The following is a 17,242-nucleotide window of genomic DNA, read 5'->3' as shown; positions in this document are numbered from 1 at the left end:
CACCCGGCTCGGCGGAGGACGACGCGATGCCCGACGTGGAGCAGACCGAAGCGAACAGGTACGACCCGGACACCGCCCCGCGCACGGCGTCCGGGGGCACGCGGTCGGCGGTGGCCACCTCCGTCGAGGGCGACCGGCGGAGCCCGCGCGAGCGGCAGGTCAGCGAGTTCACCGAGCTGAGCCGCGCCGTGCAGGAGTCCGGCCTCATGCGCCGCCGGCACGCGTACTACTGGACGCGCTTCGTCGTCCTCACCGCGCTGCTCGCGGGCACCCTCACCGCCTTCGTGCTCATCGGACCCTCCTGGTGGCAGCTCGTCGTCGCCGCCGTCCTCGCGATCCTGCTCGGCCAGGTGATGTTCCTCGGGCACGACGCCGCGCACCGGCAGATCTTCGCGTCCGGCCGGTGGAACGACTGGGCGAGCCTGGTGATCGCGAACCTGTACGCCGGGATGAGCTACGGCTGGTGGCAGCACAAGCACTCGCGGCACCACGCCAAGCCGAACCAGGTCGGCGCGGACCCCGACATCGCGACCGGCTTCCTCGTGTTCCACACCGAGGACCTGCCCGCCCCCCGCACCGGCTTCACGGGCTGGTTCGCCCAGCGCCAGGGCTGGCTGTTCTTCCCGCTGCTGCTGCTGGAGGGGCTGAACCTGCACGTCTCCGGGGTGAAGACGATCTTCGGCCGGGGCCCGGTGAAGCGCCGTCCCGTCGAGATCGCGTTCGTCACCGTGCGCCTCGGCGGGTACCTCGCCCTCGTGTTCTGGCTGCTGCCGGTCGGGATGGCCTTCGCGTTCCTCGGCGTGCAGCTCGGACTGTTCGGCGTCTACATGGGTGCGGTGTTCGCGCCCAACCACAAGGGCATGCCCCTGGTCCCGCCGGACGCGCGCATCGACTTCCTGCGCCGCCAGGTGCTGCAGAGCCGCAACGTGCGCGGCGGCCCCGCGATGGACCTGCTGATGGGCGGGCTCAACTACCAGATCGAGCACCACCTGTTCCCGAGCATGCCGCGGCCGAACCTGGCCCGCGTGCAGCCGATCGTCCGGGAGTTCTGCGCGGCGCACAACGTGCACTACACGGAGACGAGCCTGGCGCGGTCGTGGGGCATCGTCATCCGGCACCTGAACCAGGTGGGCCTCGCCGCCCGGGACCCGTTCCAGTGCCCGCTCACCGCGGAGTACCGCTCCGCGCGGTGACGCCCCCTCACCCCGCCGGGTGCCGCCGGCGCGCGGCCATCGCCGCGAGCGGGTGCGCGCGCCCGCCGCGTCGCGTGCGTGCCCCGTCGCGGGAGGCCTGCGAGCGCCGGTGCTCCAGCCGGTGCTCGAGCTCGCGCTCCTGCTGGCGGTAGACGATGAGGTAGAGGTCGGGGTGCACGGGGTCCTCCTGCGTCGCGGTGGTGGCGGGGTCGCCATCGGTAACGCGCCGCGCAGGAGGGTCGCTCCGTCGCGGCCGGCGGACCGGGTCGGGTCCACGCCCCCAGCATCCCGCTCGCGTCCGCGCGCGTGCGGGTGAAACCGCAGGTGGAGTGCCGTCCGGGCGCCCGCAGGCCCCGGTGCCGGCGGTCGGGGAAGGGACCTCGGTCCCGAAGGGGGACACCCGTCCGAGGGGTCCGCGTACAGTGCGACGCGTCGGGGCGCACCGGCCCTGGCCTCGGTCTCCGGGGGCGTCGATGCGGGGTCGCCGCAGGGTCGTCGTGGCCGTCGCGCTGCTCGCCGCGGGTGCGGCCCTGGCGGTCGGCTGCACGGCGCAGCCGGCACCCCGCGGGCACGTCGACGTCCTGGGGCTCTGGAGCGGACCGGAGCTCGACGGCTTCCGGACGGTCGCGGCGGTGTGGGAGCACGACACCGGTGGGGTCGTCGACTGGGACGGCTCGCAGGACGTCGCGCGGGACCTGGCGACCCGGCTCTCCGCGGGCGACCCGCCCGACGTCGCCGTCCTGCCGAACCCCGGCCTGCTGCGCGCGCTCGCCCGGGACGGCGCGCTCGTCCCGCTCGACCGGGTGCTGGACCCCGAGCGGGTCGCGCGGGACTACGCGCCCGCGTGGCTCGACCTCGGGAGCCACGACGGCGTGCTGTACGGGGTGTTCTCGCGGGCCGCGAACAAGGGCACGGTCTGGTACTCGCCACGGGACTTCGCGGCCGCCGGCTACACCGTGCCCGCGACGTGGGACGAGCTCATGGCCCTGGCCGACCGCATGGTGGCGGACGGCCGCACCCCGTTCTCCGTCGTGGCGCCGCGCGGCCCCGGCAGCGGGTGGGCGCTCACCGACTGGGTCGCGTCCCTCGTGCTCACCACCTGCGGGCCGCAGGTGTACGACGGGTGGGTCGCCGCGGAGATCCCGTGGACCGACCCGTGCGTGCGCGAGTCGTTCACGCGCCTGGGCACGGTGCTGGCGACGCCCGGGTACGTCCTCGGCGGCGCGCGGGCCGTGCTCACGACCGGCGACGCCGAGGGCGTGCTCCCGGTCTACGCGGACCCGCCGGAGGCCGCGATGTACCCCCTCGCGTCGTTCGCCCAGGGGTTCCTCACGCAGGCGTACCCGGACCTGTCGGCGGGCACCGACTACGACGCCTTCCCGTTCCCGCCCGTCGACCCCGCCTGCGCCGGGTCGGTCACCGTCGGTGGCGACGTGGTGGTCCTGCTGCGCGACACCCCCGCGGCCCGGTCGTTCCTGGCGTTCCTCACCGGCGCCGCCGCGCAGGAGGCGTGGGTGCGGCTCGGGGGACACACGTCCGTGAACCGCAGCGTCCCGCCGGGCGCCTACCCGGACGGCGTCGCGCGCGCGGTGGCCGACGACCTCACCGGGGCGGAGGTCGTCCGCTTCGGCGCCGGGGACCTGATGCCAGCGGCGGTGCAGCGGGCGTGGTGGGACGTGATGCTCCGGCTGGTCGAGGACCCCGCGGGCGTGGACGAGGTGCTCGCGTCGCTGACGGAGGTCGCGGCGGCCGCGAGGTGACGGCGCGGGAGCCTCCTGCCCGCCCGCCCGGCGGTTCAACGACTCGCGGGGAAGTCGTCGTGTCCGCACACGATCAGGGTCGGGCAGCGTCCTCCACCACACGCAGCAGCCCGATCACATGGCTGATCGCGTGCCATGCCGGAGAGGCGTCGCCCGTCGCGACAAGGCTCCGGATCTCCGCGAGGTCGTCGCTCACCTGACCGACCGACAGCCGAGTGGGCTCGCGCGACAGGTCGAACGACGCGTCGACGGCGAGATGCCAGTAGTGATCGTGCTCGATCGCGACTTCTGAACCCCGTTCTTCCTCGAACGCGTCCAGCGCGAGACCGAGTGCGGTCCGAAGGTCAGCGATGCGGAGATCGGGGTACGACATGCGCCGAGAGTCGCACACCCACGACTGACCCGGGGACGCGATCACTGACGCGATGAGCGGGCGGTCCACCATTCGACGAGCGCGTCGGCGAGAGCGCTGTCTGCGCGCGTGTCCGGGTGGAGGCCGAAGTGGTCACTCCGCTCGCGTTCGATCACGTCGCGCAGGGAGCGAGCACCCCCGCCCCTGTGCAGGTGCCCGTGAAGCGGCCCGATCATGCAGTCGTACTCGTCTGCCGCCTCGGGGACGTCCGCTACACCAAGCGCATCCCAGTCCATGAGGAGCGCGCGCATCTCGCGCATCCGCTCCTTGCCGTCCCGCTTGCTCACGAGTCCCATGGTGGCAGGGGTGGATGCAGCGGGAAGGTCAGATGCCCGGTTCATCCTCTGGATGAAGTGACTGGACCGTCGCGATCGTGTCCACCTCGTCGGCCGTCTTGTCCTCGCGGTAGCGCAGCACCCGGGCGAACCGCAGCGCGACCCCGCCCGGGTACCGCGGGGACCGCTGCACGCCGTCGAAGGCCACCTCGACGACCTGCTCCGGCCGCAGCGTCACGGTCCACCCGTCGTCGGCGACCTCGAGCTCGCGGAACCGCTGCGTCTGCCACGCCAGCATCTCGTCCGTCATGCCCTTGAACGTCTTGCCGAGCATGACGAACCCGCCATCCGGGTCACGGGCGCCGAGGTGGATGTTGGACAGCAGGCCCGCCCGCCGGCCCGAGCCGCGCTCGACGGCCAGCACCACCAGGTCGAGGGTGTGCCGGGGCTTCACCTTCACCCAGGCGCCGCCGCGCCGGCCCGCCTCGTAGGGGGCGGCGGCGTCCTTGACGATCACGCCCTCCTGGCCGGCGGCGACCCACCGGGCGAACGCCGCCTGCGCGACGTCGGCGTCGCCGGTCACGACCCGCTCGACGGCGTGGCCCGGCGCGACCGCGTCGAGGGCGGCGAGGCGCTCGGACAGCGGCGCGTCCAGGAGGTCCCGGCCGTCCAGGTGCAGGACGTCGAAGAAGAACGGGCGCAGCTCCGTCGCGGCGGCGAGCTCGGCGTCCCGGGTGGCGCTGCGTGCGGCGGTCTCCTGGAACGGGCGTGCGCGGCCGTCCGGGCCGACGGCCAGCGCCTCGCCGTCGAGCACGGCGCTCGACACCGGCAGGGCACGCACCGCCGCGACGACCTCGGGCACCCGGGCGGTGATGTCGTCGAGGCTGCGCGTGAAGACCCGCACGTCGTCGCCGTCGCGGTGCACCTGGACGCGGATGCCGTCGAGCTTGGCGTCGACGACGAGCGTCCGGCCCGCGAAGCCGGCGACCGCGGCCCCGACGTCGGGCGCCGACGCGGCGAGCATCGGCCGGATGGGCCGGCCGACGGTCAGGCCGAACGCGTCCAGCGCGGCGACGGCGGCCTCGGGGGAGCCCGCCCCGAGCGCGGCCTCGGCGACCGGCTCGCTCCCGCCCGCGAGCATCGCGGCCCGCCGCACCGTGGCGGCCGGCACGCCGGAGGCCTCCGCGACCGCGTCGAGCAGGAGGGCGTCGAGGGCACCCTGGCGCACGTCGCCCGCGACCAGCCCGGCGAGGAACCGCTGCTCCTCGGCGGTCGCCGCCCCGAACAGCGCCCCGGCCTCCGCGGCCCGGGCGGCCGCCGAACCGGGACCGGAGAGGGCGGCCATCCGCTCGAACGCCGCGTCGACCGCCAGCACGTCCAGCGACGGCTCGGCGGCCGCGTCGGGGAGCGACTGCAGCGAGCGCCAGCCCAGCCCGGTGCGGCGCTGCCGGAGCTCACCCGCCAGGTAGCGCGCGACCACCGGGACCTCGTTGGGGGCGGTGCGGCGCAGGAGGTCGACCAGCAGGGCCCGCTTGGTCAGGCGGGACCGGGTCGCGGCGAGGCCCGCGGAGGTGGTGGCGACGTCGGCGAGCAGCACGTCCGTCATCCTGCCGCGGGGCACCGACACGCGCGCGCCGTCCCGGACGGACGCCGCCTGACTGAGGTGCTCGGGAGCGGTGCGGGGCGTGAGGTCGGCGTCGTGTCAGTGGCCGCGGATAGCGTGGTGACATGCCCGCTGACCTGCGCAGACGTCGCGCGACCGTGCTTCGCCGCACGGCGCACGTCGGCGCCCCGAGGGCGATCGGCAGGGTCGGCGCGCGGACACGTCCGGCCGTCGCTCGCGGCGTCGGCTGGCGCTCGCGGACCGTCGTGGTGGTGCGGGCGGGTGCCGAGGTGCGTGGCGGTCCCGGCCCCGGCGTCGCCGGCGTGGGGGACGTGCCGGACCCGGCCGGTGTGCCGGACCCGATGTCGCGGTTCCCCTTCCTCGTCACCGACGTCGACGCCGCGACCGTCCGGCGGCCCGACGCCTGGGTGCCCACGGGGCTCGAGCCCGACGTGGCCTCGGTGCCGCCCGGTCCCGAGCTGGCGACGCTCCTCACCACCGTCGACCCCGCGGAGGTCACCGACCGGGGGCTGGTCGAGCTCGTCGACGGCGCGGTCCGGCAGGCTGCGTGGGCGCACGCGGCGGCCGCGCGCTACGCCGGCCTGCTCGGTGCCCGGGACTCCATGAACCCGTCGTGGTCGCTCCGCGCCGGGGTGCCGAAGGTCGACGACGTCACCGGCGACGAGCTCGCCATGCGGCTCGCGTGGTCGCGTCGTGCGGCGGGGCGCCTGGTCCGGCACGGCCGCGCGTTCGACCGCGACCTCGCGGCCACCGGGGCCGCTCTCGCGCGTGGAGAGCTCGACGCCGTCCGCGCAGGGCTCGTCGCGGACCGGCTCGACGGGCTCCCGTTCCCCGTCACCCTGGACGTGCAGGACGCCGTCCTGCCGCGTGCGTCCCGCCGCACCGCCACCCAGCTGAGCGCCGACGTCGAACGTGCTCTCGTCGTCGTCGACCCCGCCGAGGCGGCGGCGCGTCGCCGGCACGCCCGCACCGGCCGCCGCGTCGACCGGCCGAAGGTGCTGCCCGACGGGATGGCCGGGCTCTGGGCGGTGCTGCCCGCGGTCGATGCCACGCGCGTCCACCGCACGCTCGACGCCGCCGCGCGGACCGCCCGCACGGCAGGGGACCCCCGCACGCTCGACCAGCTCCGCGCCGACGGGCTCACCGACCTGGTGCTGCACACGGCGTGCCCCGCGGGGGACCGAGCATGGGTGGCGTCCGACGAGGCTCCCCGGCCGGCCGCCCCGGACGCGTCCGACGCACCGGACGCGTCCGACGTCCCCGACGTGCCGGCCGAGCAGCGCGCCGGGTGCCGCGTGGCGCGGCGTCGTCCGGACGCGCAGATCGTGGTCACCGTGCCCCTGTCGACGCTGATCGGGCTTGACGAGCACCCCGCGGACCTCGCCGGGTACGGGCCGATCGATGCCACGACCGCCCGCGCCGTGGCGGCCGGAGGCGTGTGGCGGCGGCTCGTGACCGACCCGCTGTCCGGCACGCTGCTCGACCTGGGCCGCACCCGGTACCGGCCCTCCGCGGCGCTCGCCGACCACGTGGTGGCGCGCGACCGCACCTGCGTCCGGCCCGGTTGCTCGGCGCCGGCCGAGTCCTGCGACCTCGACCACACCGTGGAGTTCCATCCGCCACCCGGCGCGGACCCCACCGAGGCCGGCACCACGAGCGCGGACAACCTCGGGCCGCTGTGCCGGCGCGACCACCGTCTCAAGACCGACGGCGGCTTCGGCCTGCGCCAGATCGCGCCCGGCCGTTTCGAGTGGCTCACCCCCGCAGGGCTGCGGTACGTCGTCGAGCCCGGAGCCGCCGCCGGCCACGTCCAGGTGGTGGAGCGGGATGCCGGCGCTGCGACCGGGCCGGAACCACCGTTCTGACGCGCCCAGGTCTGAGGCGCGCCCAGGTCCGACGCGCGCTCAGGTCTGACGCGCGCTCAGCCCGCCCGGGTCAGCATCGCCAGGCTCACCGCGTCGATCATCAGCCCCTCGTCGTGCCGGACCCACCGGGCCCCGGTGCTGCGCCGCTCCTCGGGCGTCGCGAACCGGTACCGGTAGAGGCGCGCCCGCACCCACCGTGGGCGCTGCCCGTCGAACGGGTCGTGCGCGAGCAGCCGGAGCGTCGGCGGGTCGGCCTCCAGCAGCCGGCCGAGGAACGGCACGAACCACTGGAGCTGCGCCGACGACCCGAGCGCGAGGAACCACATCAGCCAGTCGAGCCGCAGGTGGTACGGCGCGTACTGCCGCGGCAGCCGCCGCACGTCGCCGGGCTTGCCGCGGAACTCGTACTCCCGCCACGTCGACCCCGGTCCCGGGTCGGTATCGGGCGTCCCCTCGACGACCACCTCGGTGCGCCGGCGGGTGATGCTGCCGAAGGCCCCGTAGGCGTTCACGAGGTGCCACACGTTGAACGACGCGTTCATGCGCTGGTTCCTCGACACGAGGTTGCGCAGCGGCCACCAGGACAGCACGACGCACAGGGCGCTGACGGCGAGCGCCACGAGGACGAACCACAGCGGTGGTTCCGCGGTCGCGGCGCTCGTCACGTCGACGCCCACGAGCCCGAGGACGGCGTCCCAGGCGCGGTCGTCGACGGCGGCGGCGGCCAGGACGATCGTCAGCCAGTTCAGCCACGCGAAGTTGCCGGACAGCACCAGCCAGAGCTGCGTGACGATCATGACGCCGGCGGCCACGCTCGCCACGGGACCGGGGACCAGCAGCCCGAACGGCACGACGAGCTGCGTCACGTGGTTGGCGACCACCTCGATGCGGTGCAGCGGCCGGGGCAGCAGGTGGAACAGGCGGCTGGCGGGCCCGGGCATCGGCTGCGTCTCGTGGTGGTAGTACAGCGCCGTCAGGTCCCGCCACGCCGGGTCGCCGCGCCACTTGATGAGCCCCGCGCCGAACTCCAGCCGGAACACCAGCCACCACAGCAGCGCGAGGACGGTCCAGGGCGGGGCCACCCGGTCCGACCCGAGGAACGCCACGAGGAAGCCCGCCTCGAGCAGCAGGGACTCCCACCCGAACCCGTAGAAGGTCTGCCCGACGTTCACCACCGACAGGTACAGGACCCACAGGACGGCGAACGCGACGAGCGGCAGCCACGGCGGGCCCTGCTGCGGGAGGCCGATGACCAGCGTCGCCGCGACGAGCACGCCCACCCAGCCGACGACCAGCACCAGGCGGTCGGAGTACCGCCAGAAGAACAGGCTCGGCGACGCACGCCACGGTACGTGCGCGGTGAACCGCGGCACCGGCAGCAGACCGTGCTCGCCGAGCAGCGGCCGGAACTGGCGGAGCACCGCGACGAACGCCAGCACGTACACGGCCGCGACGCCCCGCTGCACCACGGACCGCGCCACCGTGTACTGCTCGGCGTCGAACCACTCCATCCCCGACCCCCGCGTGACGTGCGCCGCGGGTCCGCCGGCCCGCGGACCTCGCGATGGCACCAGCGTCGCCGCTGACGCCGTCGGACGCGACCGGGCCCGGTGCAGGAGTGGTCGGGGCCGGGTACGGCCGGGGGGTTGTTACCGTGACGGTAGCGATATATCGTTAGCGTCATGAGAAACCATGATGAGAACGACAGGGAGGGCCGCGACGAGCGGTCCGGTCGCGGCCCGCGAGGGTCGCACGAGGGTCACGGGCCGTTCGGCGGCCACGAAAGTCACGAGGGTCACGGGCACGGCGGTCCCGGCGGCCACGGCGGAGGCTTCGGCTTCGGCGGCCGCGGGCCGCGGGGCGGTTTCGGGCCCGGGTTCGGGCCGGGGTTCGGCCCCGGCGGACCGGGGTTCGGCCCCGGCTTCGGTGGTCCCGGCGGGCGCCGGGGGCGGCGGCCTCGGGGGGACGTGCGCATCGCCGTCCTGCTGCTGCTCGCCGAGCAGCCGATGCACGGGTACCAGCTGATGGAGGCCATCGCGGAGCGCAGCGGCGGCCGGTGGCGGCCGAGCCCGGGCGCGATCTACCCGACGCTCAACCTGCTCGAGGACGAGGGCGTGCTGACGCTCACGGCGTCGGCCGGGCGCAAGCTCGCGACGCTCACGGAGGACGGCAGGGCGCTGGTCGAGCGGGAGTCCGCCGGCTGGCCCGACCCGTTCGCCGCCGGGTCGGAGGAGCAGGGCGTCGACCTGCGCGCCGAGCTCGGGCAGCTGCACGAGGCGGTCCGCTCGGTGGCCCGCGGCGGCACCGAGCCGCAGCGGGTGCGGGCGGCGGAGATCCTCGCCGAGGCCCGGCGGTCGGTGTACCGGCTGCTGGCGGGCGACGAGCCGGCGGCCTGACGGCGGCCGGACGCGGGACCGCGCGTGCTCACCCCCAGGCGCGGGCGCTCAGCCCCAGGCGTGCGCGCGTGCGGCGAACTCCGCGGGGTCGCTGTGCACCGGGATGACGCACATGAGGTGGCCGCCGGGCACGCGCAGGGTCCGGCACTCCAGCCACCCGCCGACTTCGACCGCCCCGAGCGCGAGCAGCCGCTCCGTCTCGGCGGCGACGTCGTCGGTCTCCATGTCCAGGTGGTACCGCGCGGCCTCGCCGATCGACTGCACGGCGGTCACCAGGCCCGGCACGGGGTCGTCGAGGTGCGTGAACTGCTCCTCGCCGGGCACGGGCCAGCTGCGGACGCCGGTCGCGCCGGACCAGAACGTCGCGGCGGCGGCGGCCTCGGCGTGCGGGGCGTCGATGAGCAGGGTCGAGATCCGGCTGCGGTGCACGGGTCCTCCCGGGTCGGGGGTCGGTACCCGGACCGTAGCGCGGCAGCACGCCGCTGACGAGGGTCCGTGAGGGCCCGGACCGGGCGGCCCGGACCCTCACGTGCCCCGGCTCAGCCCTCCGCGAGGATGCCCGGGATCTGGCCCAGGGCCTCGCGCATGCCCTCGACCATGCCCATCTCGACCAGCTGCTGCATCGCCTCGGCGCTGGGGAACCGGGACGTGATGGTCATCCGGGTGCCGTCGGCGGTCTCGGTGAGCTCGACGCGGCCGACCGTGACCGGCAGGGCGTCGTCGGGCCGGCCGGACGTGTCGGCGAAGCCGTCCTCGAACTCCAGGGAGCGCGGCTCGTCGACGGCGAGGAACCGCCACCAGCCGTGCGCCCGCTCACCCTCGGGCCCGGTCATGTGGTACTTCGCGCCGCCGCCCTCCGCCAGGTGGTGCTCGGTGAACGTCGCCGGCCACGTCGGCGGCCCCCACCAGCGCTCGAGCTGCCGGGGGTCGGACCAGAGCCGCCACACGCGCGCCGGCGGTGCGGCGAGCTCGGAGACGATGGTCAGCGTCAGGGCGTCGGTGTCCTTGATCGTGTCCACGACCGTCATGGGGCGTCACCTTTCTGTGCGTCGTCGAGGAGCGCCTCGATGCGGTCGATCCGGCCGCGCCAGATCTCCTCGAGCTGGTCGAGCAGCCGTGCGGCCGCCCGGATGGTCGAGACGTCGGCGTGGACGATCTGCTCGCGGCCCTGCCGCTGCTTGACCACGAGGTGCGCCCGCTCGAGCACCGCGACGTGCTTCTGCACGGCCGCGAAGCTCATCGCGTACGACTGGGCGAGCGTGCTCACCGACGCCTCGCGGCGCAGCACCCGGGTGACGATGTCGCGCCGGGTGGCGTCGGCCAGCGCGGCGAACACGCGGTCCACCTCGTCGGGGTCCAGCTGACGTGCAACCATGTAGTTGTACGTTACGCACCGGGACCCGGCACCACAAGACCCCCGGGGCGGGCACACTGGTCCGGTGCTCATCGCCGGACTCGTGCTCGCCGCCCTCGCGGCCCTCGTGCACGTCTACATCTTCACGCTGGAGTCGCTGACCTGGACGTCCGCCCGGACCCGGGCGACGTTCGGCACCACCCCCGAGCAGGCGGAGGCCACGAAGGAGCTCGCGTTCAACCAGGGCTTCTACAACCTGTTCCTCGCGGTGGTGACCGCGGTCGGCGTGGTCGTCGTCGCGACCGGTAGCACCGGCGTCGGTGCGGCGCTGGTGCTCGCCGGCACGGGGTCGATGCTGCTCGCCGCGCTGGTGCTCGTGCTGTCGTCGCCGGCCAAGGCGCGCGCCGCCGCGGTGCAGGGCGTGCTGCCGCTGCTCGCGGTCGTCGCGACCGTGATCGCCCTCGCGGCCTGACCGGCCCGGTCCGCGAGCCAGGCAGCCGGTCCCGTGCGCCGCTAGGACGTCACGTCCGCCGTGGTGAACCGGGCCCACGCCAGCGAGCCGAACACCGCGACCCACGCGACCTGCACCAGCAGCCCGGTGCCGACCACGCCCCAGTCGACCTGCACCCGCAGGAACTCCGCGAAGTCGAACCAGTGGTGCGTCAGCAGGCCCGGGTGGATCGCCGACACCTGCGGCAGGGAGTCCAGCACCGTGGACACCACGGCCACGACGACCGTCGCGGCCATCGCCCCGACCGGGACCTCGGTGAGGGTCGAGAAGAACAGCCCGACCGCCACGAGCCCGGTCAGCGACAGGCCCACGTACCCGACGATGCCCGCGACGCGCAACGCGCCCTCGCCGACCGGCACGGTGGAGCCGGACAGCAGCGTCACGTCGTCGAGCCCGAAGTAGATCGCGCCCACCACGAGCCCCGTCACGGCGACGGCCAGCACCGCGGCGGCCGCGAACGTCAGGGCCGCCACGGCCTTCACGGTGAGCAGGCGGGTGCGGGGCACGGGCACGACGAGCAGGTAGCGCAGCGTGCCCGCGGCGGCCTCGCCCGCCACCGCGTCACCGGACGCGATGCCGATGCACAGCGGCAGCAGGAACGGCAGGCACAGGAACAGCGCCGCCACGACGAGGAACAGGCCGTTGCCCGTGACCTGGTCGATGAACGACGGGCCCTGCCCCGTGAGCGCGCTGTCCCGGGTGGCGAACAGGACCGTCCCCAGCAGCACGGGCACGAGCGCCAGCCCGACGAGCAGGACCTGGTTGCGCCGGCGGCCGAGGACCAGCCGGAGCTCGGAGCGCAGCAGCCGCGACCAGGCGACCGGTGCGGGTGCGGGGGGTGCGGCCGCCATGGGGGGCACGGCGGCCGCCGTCGACGACGGGTCAGCGAGCGACATCGAAACCCTCCCCGGTCAGCTCGACGAACACCTGCTCCAGGTTCGGCCGCGCCACCTCGAACCCGACGAGGTCGATCCCGGCGTGCACGAGCGCGGCGGAGACCTTCTCCGGCGGGGTGGGGCCCAGCGCGGCGGTGAGCGTCACGGGCCCGTCCCCGAGGGCGGGTGGCGGCGGCTCGACCTCCGTCAGGCCGAGGCCGGTCAGCACGTCGGCAGCGGCACCGGCCTGGGCGGCGCGGGTGGTCACGACCAGCCGCGCCGCGCCGCGGTCGGTGAGCGCCGCGCGCTCGCCCTGCAGCAGCAGGTGCCCGCGGCTCATGATCCCGACGTGCGTGCAGACCTGCTCGATCTCGGCGAGCAGGTGCGAGGACACCAGCACGGTCGCCCCGCCCTCCGCGAGCTCCCGCACGAGGTGCCGGACCTCCCGGGTGCCCTGCGGGTCCAGGCCGTTGGTCGGCTCGTCCAGCACGAGCAGGTCCCGCGGCTGCAGCAGCGCCGCCGCGAGCCCGAGCCGCTGCTTCATGCCGAGCGAGTACTGCCGGTACGGCTTCGCGGCCGCCGCGGACAGGCCGACGCGGTCCAGCGCCCGCTCCGCCCGCTGCCGCGAGGTGCGCGGGTCCGCGGTGGCGTCGCCCGCGTCCAGCCGCGCGAGGTTCGCGCGGCCGGACAGGTACGGGTGGAACGCCGGGCCCTCGACCAGCGCGCCGACCCGGGGGAGCACGCGCACGGACTCCTCCGGGATCGCCGCGCCGAGCAGCCACGCCCGCCCCGCGGTGGGCCGGGCGAGGCCGAGCAGCATCCGGATGGTCGTGGTCTTGCCCGAGCCGTTCGGGCCGAGGAACCCGTAGACGGCGCCGCGGGGGACGGCGAGGTCGATGCCGTCGACCGCGACCTGCCCGGACCGGAACCGCTTGGTCAGCCCCGCGGTGCGGACGGCCAGCCCGTCGTCCTCGGTCATGCCGCGGCGCGCAGGGTGTCCGCGGGGACGGCGCCGACCAGGACGCGGCCGTCGTCGGTCACGAGCACGCTGAGCAGCGTCGAGCTGAGCAGCCGGCCCTCGGGCACCGCGGTGGTGAGCTGCCCGTACAGGGCGGTGGTGTCGAGCTCGGGCCGGGTGACCTTGCCGTTCTCGTCGCTCGGCACGAACTCCTGGATCAGGTCCTGCGCCTCGTCGGAGCCGAGCACCCGCTCGGCGCCGGGGACCGTCGCGAGCGACCCGGTGTCGCCGCCGACCAGGCCGGCCACGTCGACGTCGCTCAGTGTGACGACGGTCGACCAGCCCTCGCCCGACACCGCCACGCCCTCCGGCAGCACGGCGTGCTCCGGGTCGGCGGGCACGGACGCCGGGTCGACCTCGGGGAGCGGCACGACGACCTCCTCGGTCGTGGCGCCGGCCGGCGCGGAGAACGCCAGCACGGAGTCGTCCGGCGCCGTGAACGCGACGTCGGTGAACCCGACCTCGAGCGACGGTGCGGCGTCGTCCTGCGTGGACCAGACCTGCACCCGGAGCGGGGCGGCCGTCTCGGCGTCGACCGCGACGACGACGCGGGACACCAGGGTCGCCTCGTCGGTGGGGCTCACCACCAGCTGGTACGCGTCGCGGCCGGCGACGGTCGTCGGCCGGTCGACGGTCACGTCCGAGTGCTGCTCGGTGAGGGCGAGCACCTGGGCGGCGGCCTGCTCGGGCGTCGGGAGGTCCGCGCCGGCGGGCGGGGTCGCACCCGCGCGCAGCTCCTCGGCCAGGGCGTCGTACCTGGCCCGGTCGGCGGGGTCGAGGGAGACGTGGGTGACGGCGTCGTCGGTCGAGGAGTACGTCCACGCCTCGGCGCCGTCGCGGACCACGGAGTACTCGGACGTCGCGCCGAGCAGGGACACGCGGGACCGGTCGGACCCGTCGGACCACACCCGCAGCGTCGAGGACCCGCCCAGCAGGTTGAGCGGGTCGGCGCCGGTCATCTCGGAGATCGGCAGCTCCGGCAGGCCCAGGCGCGCCGTGTAGACGACGGTGCCCTGCACCGGGGTCGGCTCGGCCTGCGCGACGCGGGTGAGCAGCTCCTCGGCGGTGACGTCCGGCAGGCCGGCGGAGTCCGCCGAGGCGAGCGCGGGCACGCCGATCGCGGCCGCGACGGCGACGGCGACGACGCCTGGCACGGCCCAGCGGGCGCGGGGGGAGAGGGGACGACGCGGCGGGGTGGTGCGTGTCTGGACCATGCGTCCACTGTGCGCCCCCGAGGCTGAGGCCATGCTGAGAGGTCCCCCGGGCACCGGCGGGCCGCCCGCGTCGCCGCGGTGGGATGCTGCGGGGGTGCGGGTGCTGGTGGTGGACGACGAGCGCGGGCTGGTGAGCGCCCTGCGCAAGGGGCTGACGGCCGAGGGGTTCGCCGTCGACGTCGCCTACGACGGCGTCACGGGCCTGGAGCTCGGGGTCGACCGCGAGTACGACGCGATCGTCCTGGACGTCATGCTGCCGCGGCGCAACGGCTACGACGTCGTCACCGGCCTGCGCGCGGCGGGCGTCACCACGCCGGTGCTCATGCTGAGCGCGAAGGACGGGGAGCACGACGTCGCCGACGGCCTCGACGTCGGCGCCGACGACTACCTGACCAAGCCGTTCTCGTTCGTGGTGCTGGTCGCCCGGATCCGCGCCCTGCTGCGCCGCCCCGCGCAGGTGCGCGCCCCGGTGCTCACGGCCGGCGAGCTCGTGCTCGACCCCGCCGCGCGGACCGTGACGCGGGCGGGGCAGCCGGTCGACCTGACCGCCCGCGAGCTCGCCCTGCTCGAGTACCTCATGCGGCACGCGGACCGCGTCGTCGGCAAGGTCGAGCTGCGCGACCACGTGTGGGACGGCCCCGGGGAGGACGGCAACGTCGTCGAGGTCTACGTCGGCTACCTGCGCCGCAAGCTGGGCCGGGACGCCGTGCTGACCGTGCGCGGCGCCGGCTACCGGGTCGCGGGGTGAGGCCGCCGGCCCGGTGGTCGCTGCGGGTGCGGCTCACGGTGCTCACCGCCGGGCTGCTCTGCGTGGCGCTGGTCGTCGGCGCGGTCGTGCTGAGCACCGTGCTGTCCCGCAGCCGGGTCGCCGCGGTCGACGACGTGGTCCGCGCCCGCGCCCTCACCGTCGCGGGGCTGGTGACGAGCGACCAGCTGCCCGACGCGCTGCCGGTGGCCGAGCCGGGCGAGATCGTGCAGGTGCTCGACCCCGAGGGCCGGGTGGTCGCGACCTCGCCGACGGCCAGCCGCACCCTGCCCGTGCTGCCGCCCGGCGAGGTGGCGGCGCTCGCGGAGCGCGCGGCGGGCGCGACCGAGCCGCTGGTGGTGGGCACGCAGGGCTCGGGCTACGACGACGCCGCCCGCGCGGCGGTGCTGGTGCCCGCCGGCGGGGACGGCGCCGTCGTGGTCGCCACGCTGCCGCTGACGGAGGTCGAGGGGCTGGTCCGGGCGCTGCGGCTGTCGCTCGTGGGCGTGGTCCCCGTGCTGACGGCGCTGCTGGCGGTGGCGATCTGGGTGGCGCTCGGCCGCGCGCTGCGCCCGGTCGAGCGGCTGCGCTCCGCCGCGGCGCAGGTGGCCCGCGCCGGCGGTCCCGGGTCGCTGCCGGAGTCGGGGGCGGACGACGAGATCGGGGCGCTCGCCCGGACGCTCAACGAGATGCTCGACCGCCTGGAGGTCGCCGCGGCCCGGCAGCGCGCGTTCGTCGCCGACGCCGCGCACGAGCTGCGGACCCCGGTCGCCGCCCTCGCCGCGACGCTCGACGTGGCGCGCACCCACCCCGGCGTGTACGAGCGGGCGGAGCTGGTCGACGACCTGTCGGCCGAGGCCCGGCGCATGCAGGCGCTGGTGGACGACCTGCTGCTGCTGGCGCGGCTGGGCTCGCGGCCGGTGCCGTCGGAGCCGGTGGACCTGGGCGCGGTGGCGCGCGACGCGGTCACGCTCGCGGCTGCCGCGGCCGGGCGGGCCGACGTGACGGTGGACGTCCGCGGCGCCGGGCGGGCGCGCGGGGACGCGGTCGCGCTCGGGCGCGTGGTGCGGAACCTGGCCGACAACGCCCTGCGGCACGCGGCCGGGCGGGTGGTCGTCGACGTCCGGGACGGGAGCGTCGCGGTGGCGGACGACGGACCGGGCGTGCCGGAACCCGACCGGGAGCGGGCGTTCGAGCGGTTCGTGCGCCTGGACGACGCGCGGGCCCGGGGCACGAGCGGCGGCAGCGGGCTCGGGCTGGCCATCGCGCGGGAGGTCGCCCGGGAGCACGGCGGCGACGTGGTGCTCACCGATGCCGAGCCGTCGGGGCTGCGCGCGGAGCTCCGGCTGCCGCGCTGAGGCGGTTCGCCAGGCCCGTCAGGACGGCAGCGACACCACGGCCGGGAGCCCGCCGTCCCGCACGCCGGCCAGCACCAGCGCCTCGTGCGGGACCACCGGCTCGGGCAGGTCGCTCAGCGGGAACCAGCGCATCGCCTCGGCCGTGTGCGCCTCCCGCACCGTGGGCTCCCCTCGCCACGCCCGCGCCACGAAGAACACGTCGCAGCGCTGCTCCACCGGTGGCCCGCCGCGCTCGAACCGGTGCAGCGTCGTCAGCGGCTGCAGGTCGGACGGGTCGAGGGTGATGCCCGCCTCCTCGTGCGCCTCCCGGACCGCCGCCTCGTGCACCGACTCCCCGGGGTCGACGTGCCCGGCCAGGGTCGCCCAGTGCCCGTCGCGGTAGCCGGTGCCCCGCCGCAGCTGCAGCAGCACCTCGTCGCCGCCCTCGCCGGGGCGGAGCAGCACGACGTACGCGGCGGCGACGAGGAGGGTCCGGTGCCCTGCGTGGTCGGCGGGGGAGTAGCGCTGGGTCACCGGGCCGACTCTGCCACGGGTGCGCCGGGCGGGGCCGGTGTGAGACATCTCATACCGGGTCGCGTGACCGGGCGGGCCGCCGGGCGGATGCCAGGGTGTGGACACTCCCCTCGACCGACGCCCCCGCAC

19 protein-coding genes are annotated in these 17,242 nt (G+C 75.8%); 7 read left to right on the top strand and 12 right to left on the bottom strand.

The features are described from left to right. Positions 1-26 precede the first annotated feature (26 nt). Complete coding sequence (locus KJP73_RS13375) at positions 27-1,193, top strand: fatty acid desaturase family protein (protein WP_213283360.1); 1,167 nt, start codon at positions 27-29, stop codon at positions 1,191-1,193. 7 nt (positions 1,194-1,200) lie between these two features. On the opposite strand, the gene KJP73_RS13370 is transcribed toward KJP73_RS13375, so the two are convergent. Then, on the bottom strand, positions 1,201-1,371 hold the full coding sequence (locus KJP73_RS13370) for a hypothetical protein (RefSeq protein ID WP_213283359.1): 171 nt from the start codon (positions 1,369-1,371) through the stop codon (positions 1,201-1,203). 319 nt (positions 1,372-1,690) lie between these two features. Between KJP73_RS13370 and KJP73_RS13365 the strand changes: the two genes are divergently transcribed. Beyond that, positions 1,691-2,953 carry an ABC transporter substrate-binding protein gene (locus KJP73_RS13365; RefSeq protein WP_213283358.1) on the top strand — a complete coding sequence of 421 codons (1,263 nt, stop codon included), beginning with the start codon at positions 1,691-1,693 and terminating at the stop codon, positions 2,951-2,953. A 73-nt stretch (positions 2,954-3,026) separates the two neighbouring features. On the opposite strand, the gene KJP73_RS13360 is transcribed toward KJP73_RS13365, so the two are convergent. Genes KJP73_RS13360 through KJP73_RS13350 form a run of 3 tightly spaced genes read right to left on the bottom strand, consistent with a single transcriptional unit; the run spans position 3,027 to position 5,237 of the window. Further along, positions 3,027-3,326 carry a hypothetical protein gene (locus KJP73_RS13360; RefSeq protein WP_213283357.1) on the bottom strand — a complete coding sequence of 100 codons (300 nt, stop codon included), beginning with the start codon at positions 3,324-3,326 and terminating at the stop codon, positions 3,027-3,029. Positions 3,327-3,367: 41 nt separating this feature from the next. Beyond that, complete coding sequence (locus KJP73_RS13355) at positions 3,368-3,652, bottom strand: hypothetical protein (protein WP_213283356.1); 285 nt, start codon at positions 3,650-3,652, stop codon at positions 3,368-3,370. Positions 3,653-3,689: 37 nt separating this feature from the next. Continuing rightward, positions 3,690-5,237, bottom strand: a complete 1,548-nt coding sequence (locus KJP73_RS13350; RefSeq protein ID WP_213283355.1) for an ATP-dependent DNA ligase — start codon at positions 5,235-5,237, stop codon at positions 3,690-3,692. Positions 5,238-5,368: 131 nt separating this feature from the next. Here KJP73_RS13350 and KJP73_RS13345 point away from each other — a divergent pair, with 131 nt between their 5' ends. Continuing rightward, on the top strand, positions 5,369-7,129 hold the full coding sequence (locus KJP73_RS13345) for an HNH endonuclease signature motif containing protein (RefSeq protein WP_213283354.1): 1,761 nt from the start codon (positions 5,369-5,371) through the stop codon (positions 7,127-7,129). 56 nt (positions 7,130-7,185) lie between these two features. Here KJP73_RS13345 and KJP73_RS13340 read toward each other — a convergent pair whose 3' ends face one another. Next, positions 7,186-8,640 carry a lipase maturation factor family protein gene (locus KJP73_RS13340; RefSeq protein ID WP_213283353.1) on the bottom strand — a complete coding sequence of 485 codons (1,455 nt, stop codon included), beginning with the start codon at positions 8,638-8,640 and terminating at the stop codon, positions 7,186-7,188. Between the two features lie 456 nt (positions 8,641-9,096). Here KJP73_RS13340 and KJP73_RS19315 point away from each other — a divergent pair, with 456 nt between their 5' ends. Then, a complete protein-coding gene (locus tag KJP73_RS19315; RefSeq protein ID WP_283770237.1) occupies positions 9,097-9,525 on the top strand; it encodes a PadR family transcriptional regulator in 429 nt (142 codons plus the stop codon). 48 nt (positions 9,526-9,573) lie between these two features. Here the strand turns inward: KJP73_RS19315 and KJP73_RS13330 are convergent, their stop codons facing one another. The 3 genes from KJP73_RS13330 to KJP73_RS13320 all read right to left on the bottom strand — a co-directional run bounded on the left by KJP73_RS13330 (position 9,574) and on the right by KJP73_RS13320 (position 10,900). Next, positions 9,574-9,954 carry a VOC family protein gene (locus tag KJP73_RS13330; RefSeq protein WP_213283351.1) on the bottom strand — a complete coding sequence of 127 codons (381 nt, stop codon included), beginning with the start codon at positions 9,952-9,954 and terminating at the stop codon, positions 9,574-9,576. A 110-nt stretch (positions 9,955-10,064) separates the two neighbouring features. Further along, positions 10,065-10,553: an SRPBCC family protein gene (locus KJP73_RS13325; RefSeq protein WP_213283350.1), complete on the bottom strand. Its 489-nt coding sequence runs from the start codon at positions 10,551-10,553 to the stop codon at positions 10,065-10,067. After that, positions 10,550-10,900 (bottom strand): ArsR/SmtB family transcription factor, encoded by a 351-nt coding sequence (locus tag KJP73_RS13320; protein ID WP_213283349.1) that lies wholly within the window; start codon positions 10,898-10,900, stop codon positions 10,550-10,552. Before KJP73_RS13320 ends, KJP73_RS13325 begins: the two co-directional genes overlap by 4 nt. Before the next feature lie 64 nt (positions 10,901-10,964). On the opposite strand from KJP73_RS13320, the gene KJP73_RS13315 reads away from it, so the two are divergent. Then, positions 10,965-11,351 (top strand): DUF1304 domain-containing protein, encoded by a 387-nt coding sequence (locus tag KJP73_RS13315; RefSeq protein ID WP_213283348.1) that lies wholly within the window; start codon positions 10,965-10,967, stop codon positions 11,349-11,351. Between the two features lie 41 nt (positions 11,352-11,392). On the opposite strand, the gene KJP73_RS13310 is transcribed toward KJP73_RS13315, so the two are convergent. Genes KJP73_RS13310 through KJP73_RS13300 form a run of 3 tightly spaced genes read right to left on the bottom strand, consistent with a single transcriptional unit; the run spans position 11,393 to position 14,497 of the window. Then, complete coding sequence (locus KJP73_RS13310; RefSeq protein WP_213283347.1) at positions 11,393-12,286, bottom strand: ABC transporter permease subunit; 894 nt, start codon at positions 12,284-12,286, stop codon at positions 11,393-11,395. After that, entirely contained in the window at positions 12,273-13,244 is a 972-nt protein-coding gene (locus KJP73_RS13305; protein ID WP_213283346.1) for an ABC transporter ATP-binding protein, read from the bottom strand. The genes KJP73_RS13310 and KJP73_RS13305 overlap by 14 nt, the downstream gene beginning before the upstream one ends. Continuing rightward, complete coding sequence (locus tag KJP73_RS13300) at positions 13,241-14,497, bottom strand: LolA family protein (RefSeq protein WP_213283345.1); 1,257 nt, start codon at positions 14,495-14,497, stop codon at positions 13,241-13,243. Before KJP73_RS13300 ends, KJP73_RS13305 begins: the two co-directional genes overlap by 4 nt. A gap of 94 nt (positions 14,498-14,591) precedes the next feature. Here KJP73_RS13300 and KJP73_RS13295 point away from each other — a divergent pair, with 94 nt between their 5' ends. Together KJP73_RS13295 and KJP73_RS13290 are read left to right on the top strand one after the other, a co-directional pair. Further along, positions 14,592-15,245 (top strand): response regulator transcription factor, encoded by a 654-nt coding sequence (locus tag KJP73_RS13295; protein WP_213283364.1) that lies wholly within the window; start codon positions 14,592-14,594, stop codon positions 15,243-15,245. Next, the gene (locus tag KJP73_RS13290) at positions 15,242-16,600 is read left to right on the top strand and encodes an ATP-binding protein (protein ID WP_213283344.1); all 1,359 of its coding nucleotides are present in this window, start codon (positions 15,242-15,244) and stop codon (positions 16,598-16,600) included. Before KJP73_RS13295 ends, KJP73_RS13290 begins: the two co-directional genes overlap by 4 nt. Before the next feature lie 18 nt (positions 16,601-16,618). Here KJP73_RS13290 and KJP73_RS13285 read toward each other — a convergent pair whose 3' ends face one another. Beyond that, a complete protein-coding gene (locus KJP73_RS13285; protein ID WP_249669375.1) occupies positions 16,619-17,113 on the bottom strand; it encodes an NUDIX hydrolase in 495 nt (164 codons plus the stop codon). Positions 17,114-17,242 lie beyond the last annotated feature (129 nt).

The sequence above is a fragment of the Cellulomonas hominis genome (genome assembly GCF_901521055.1).
Lineage (GTDB): Bacteria > Actinomycetota > Actinomycetes > Actinomycetales > Cellulomonadaceae > Cellulomonas > Cellulomonas endometrii.
This window is presented reverse-complemented; position numbering and strand designations above follow the sequence as displayed.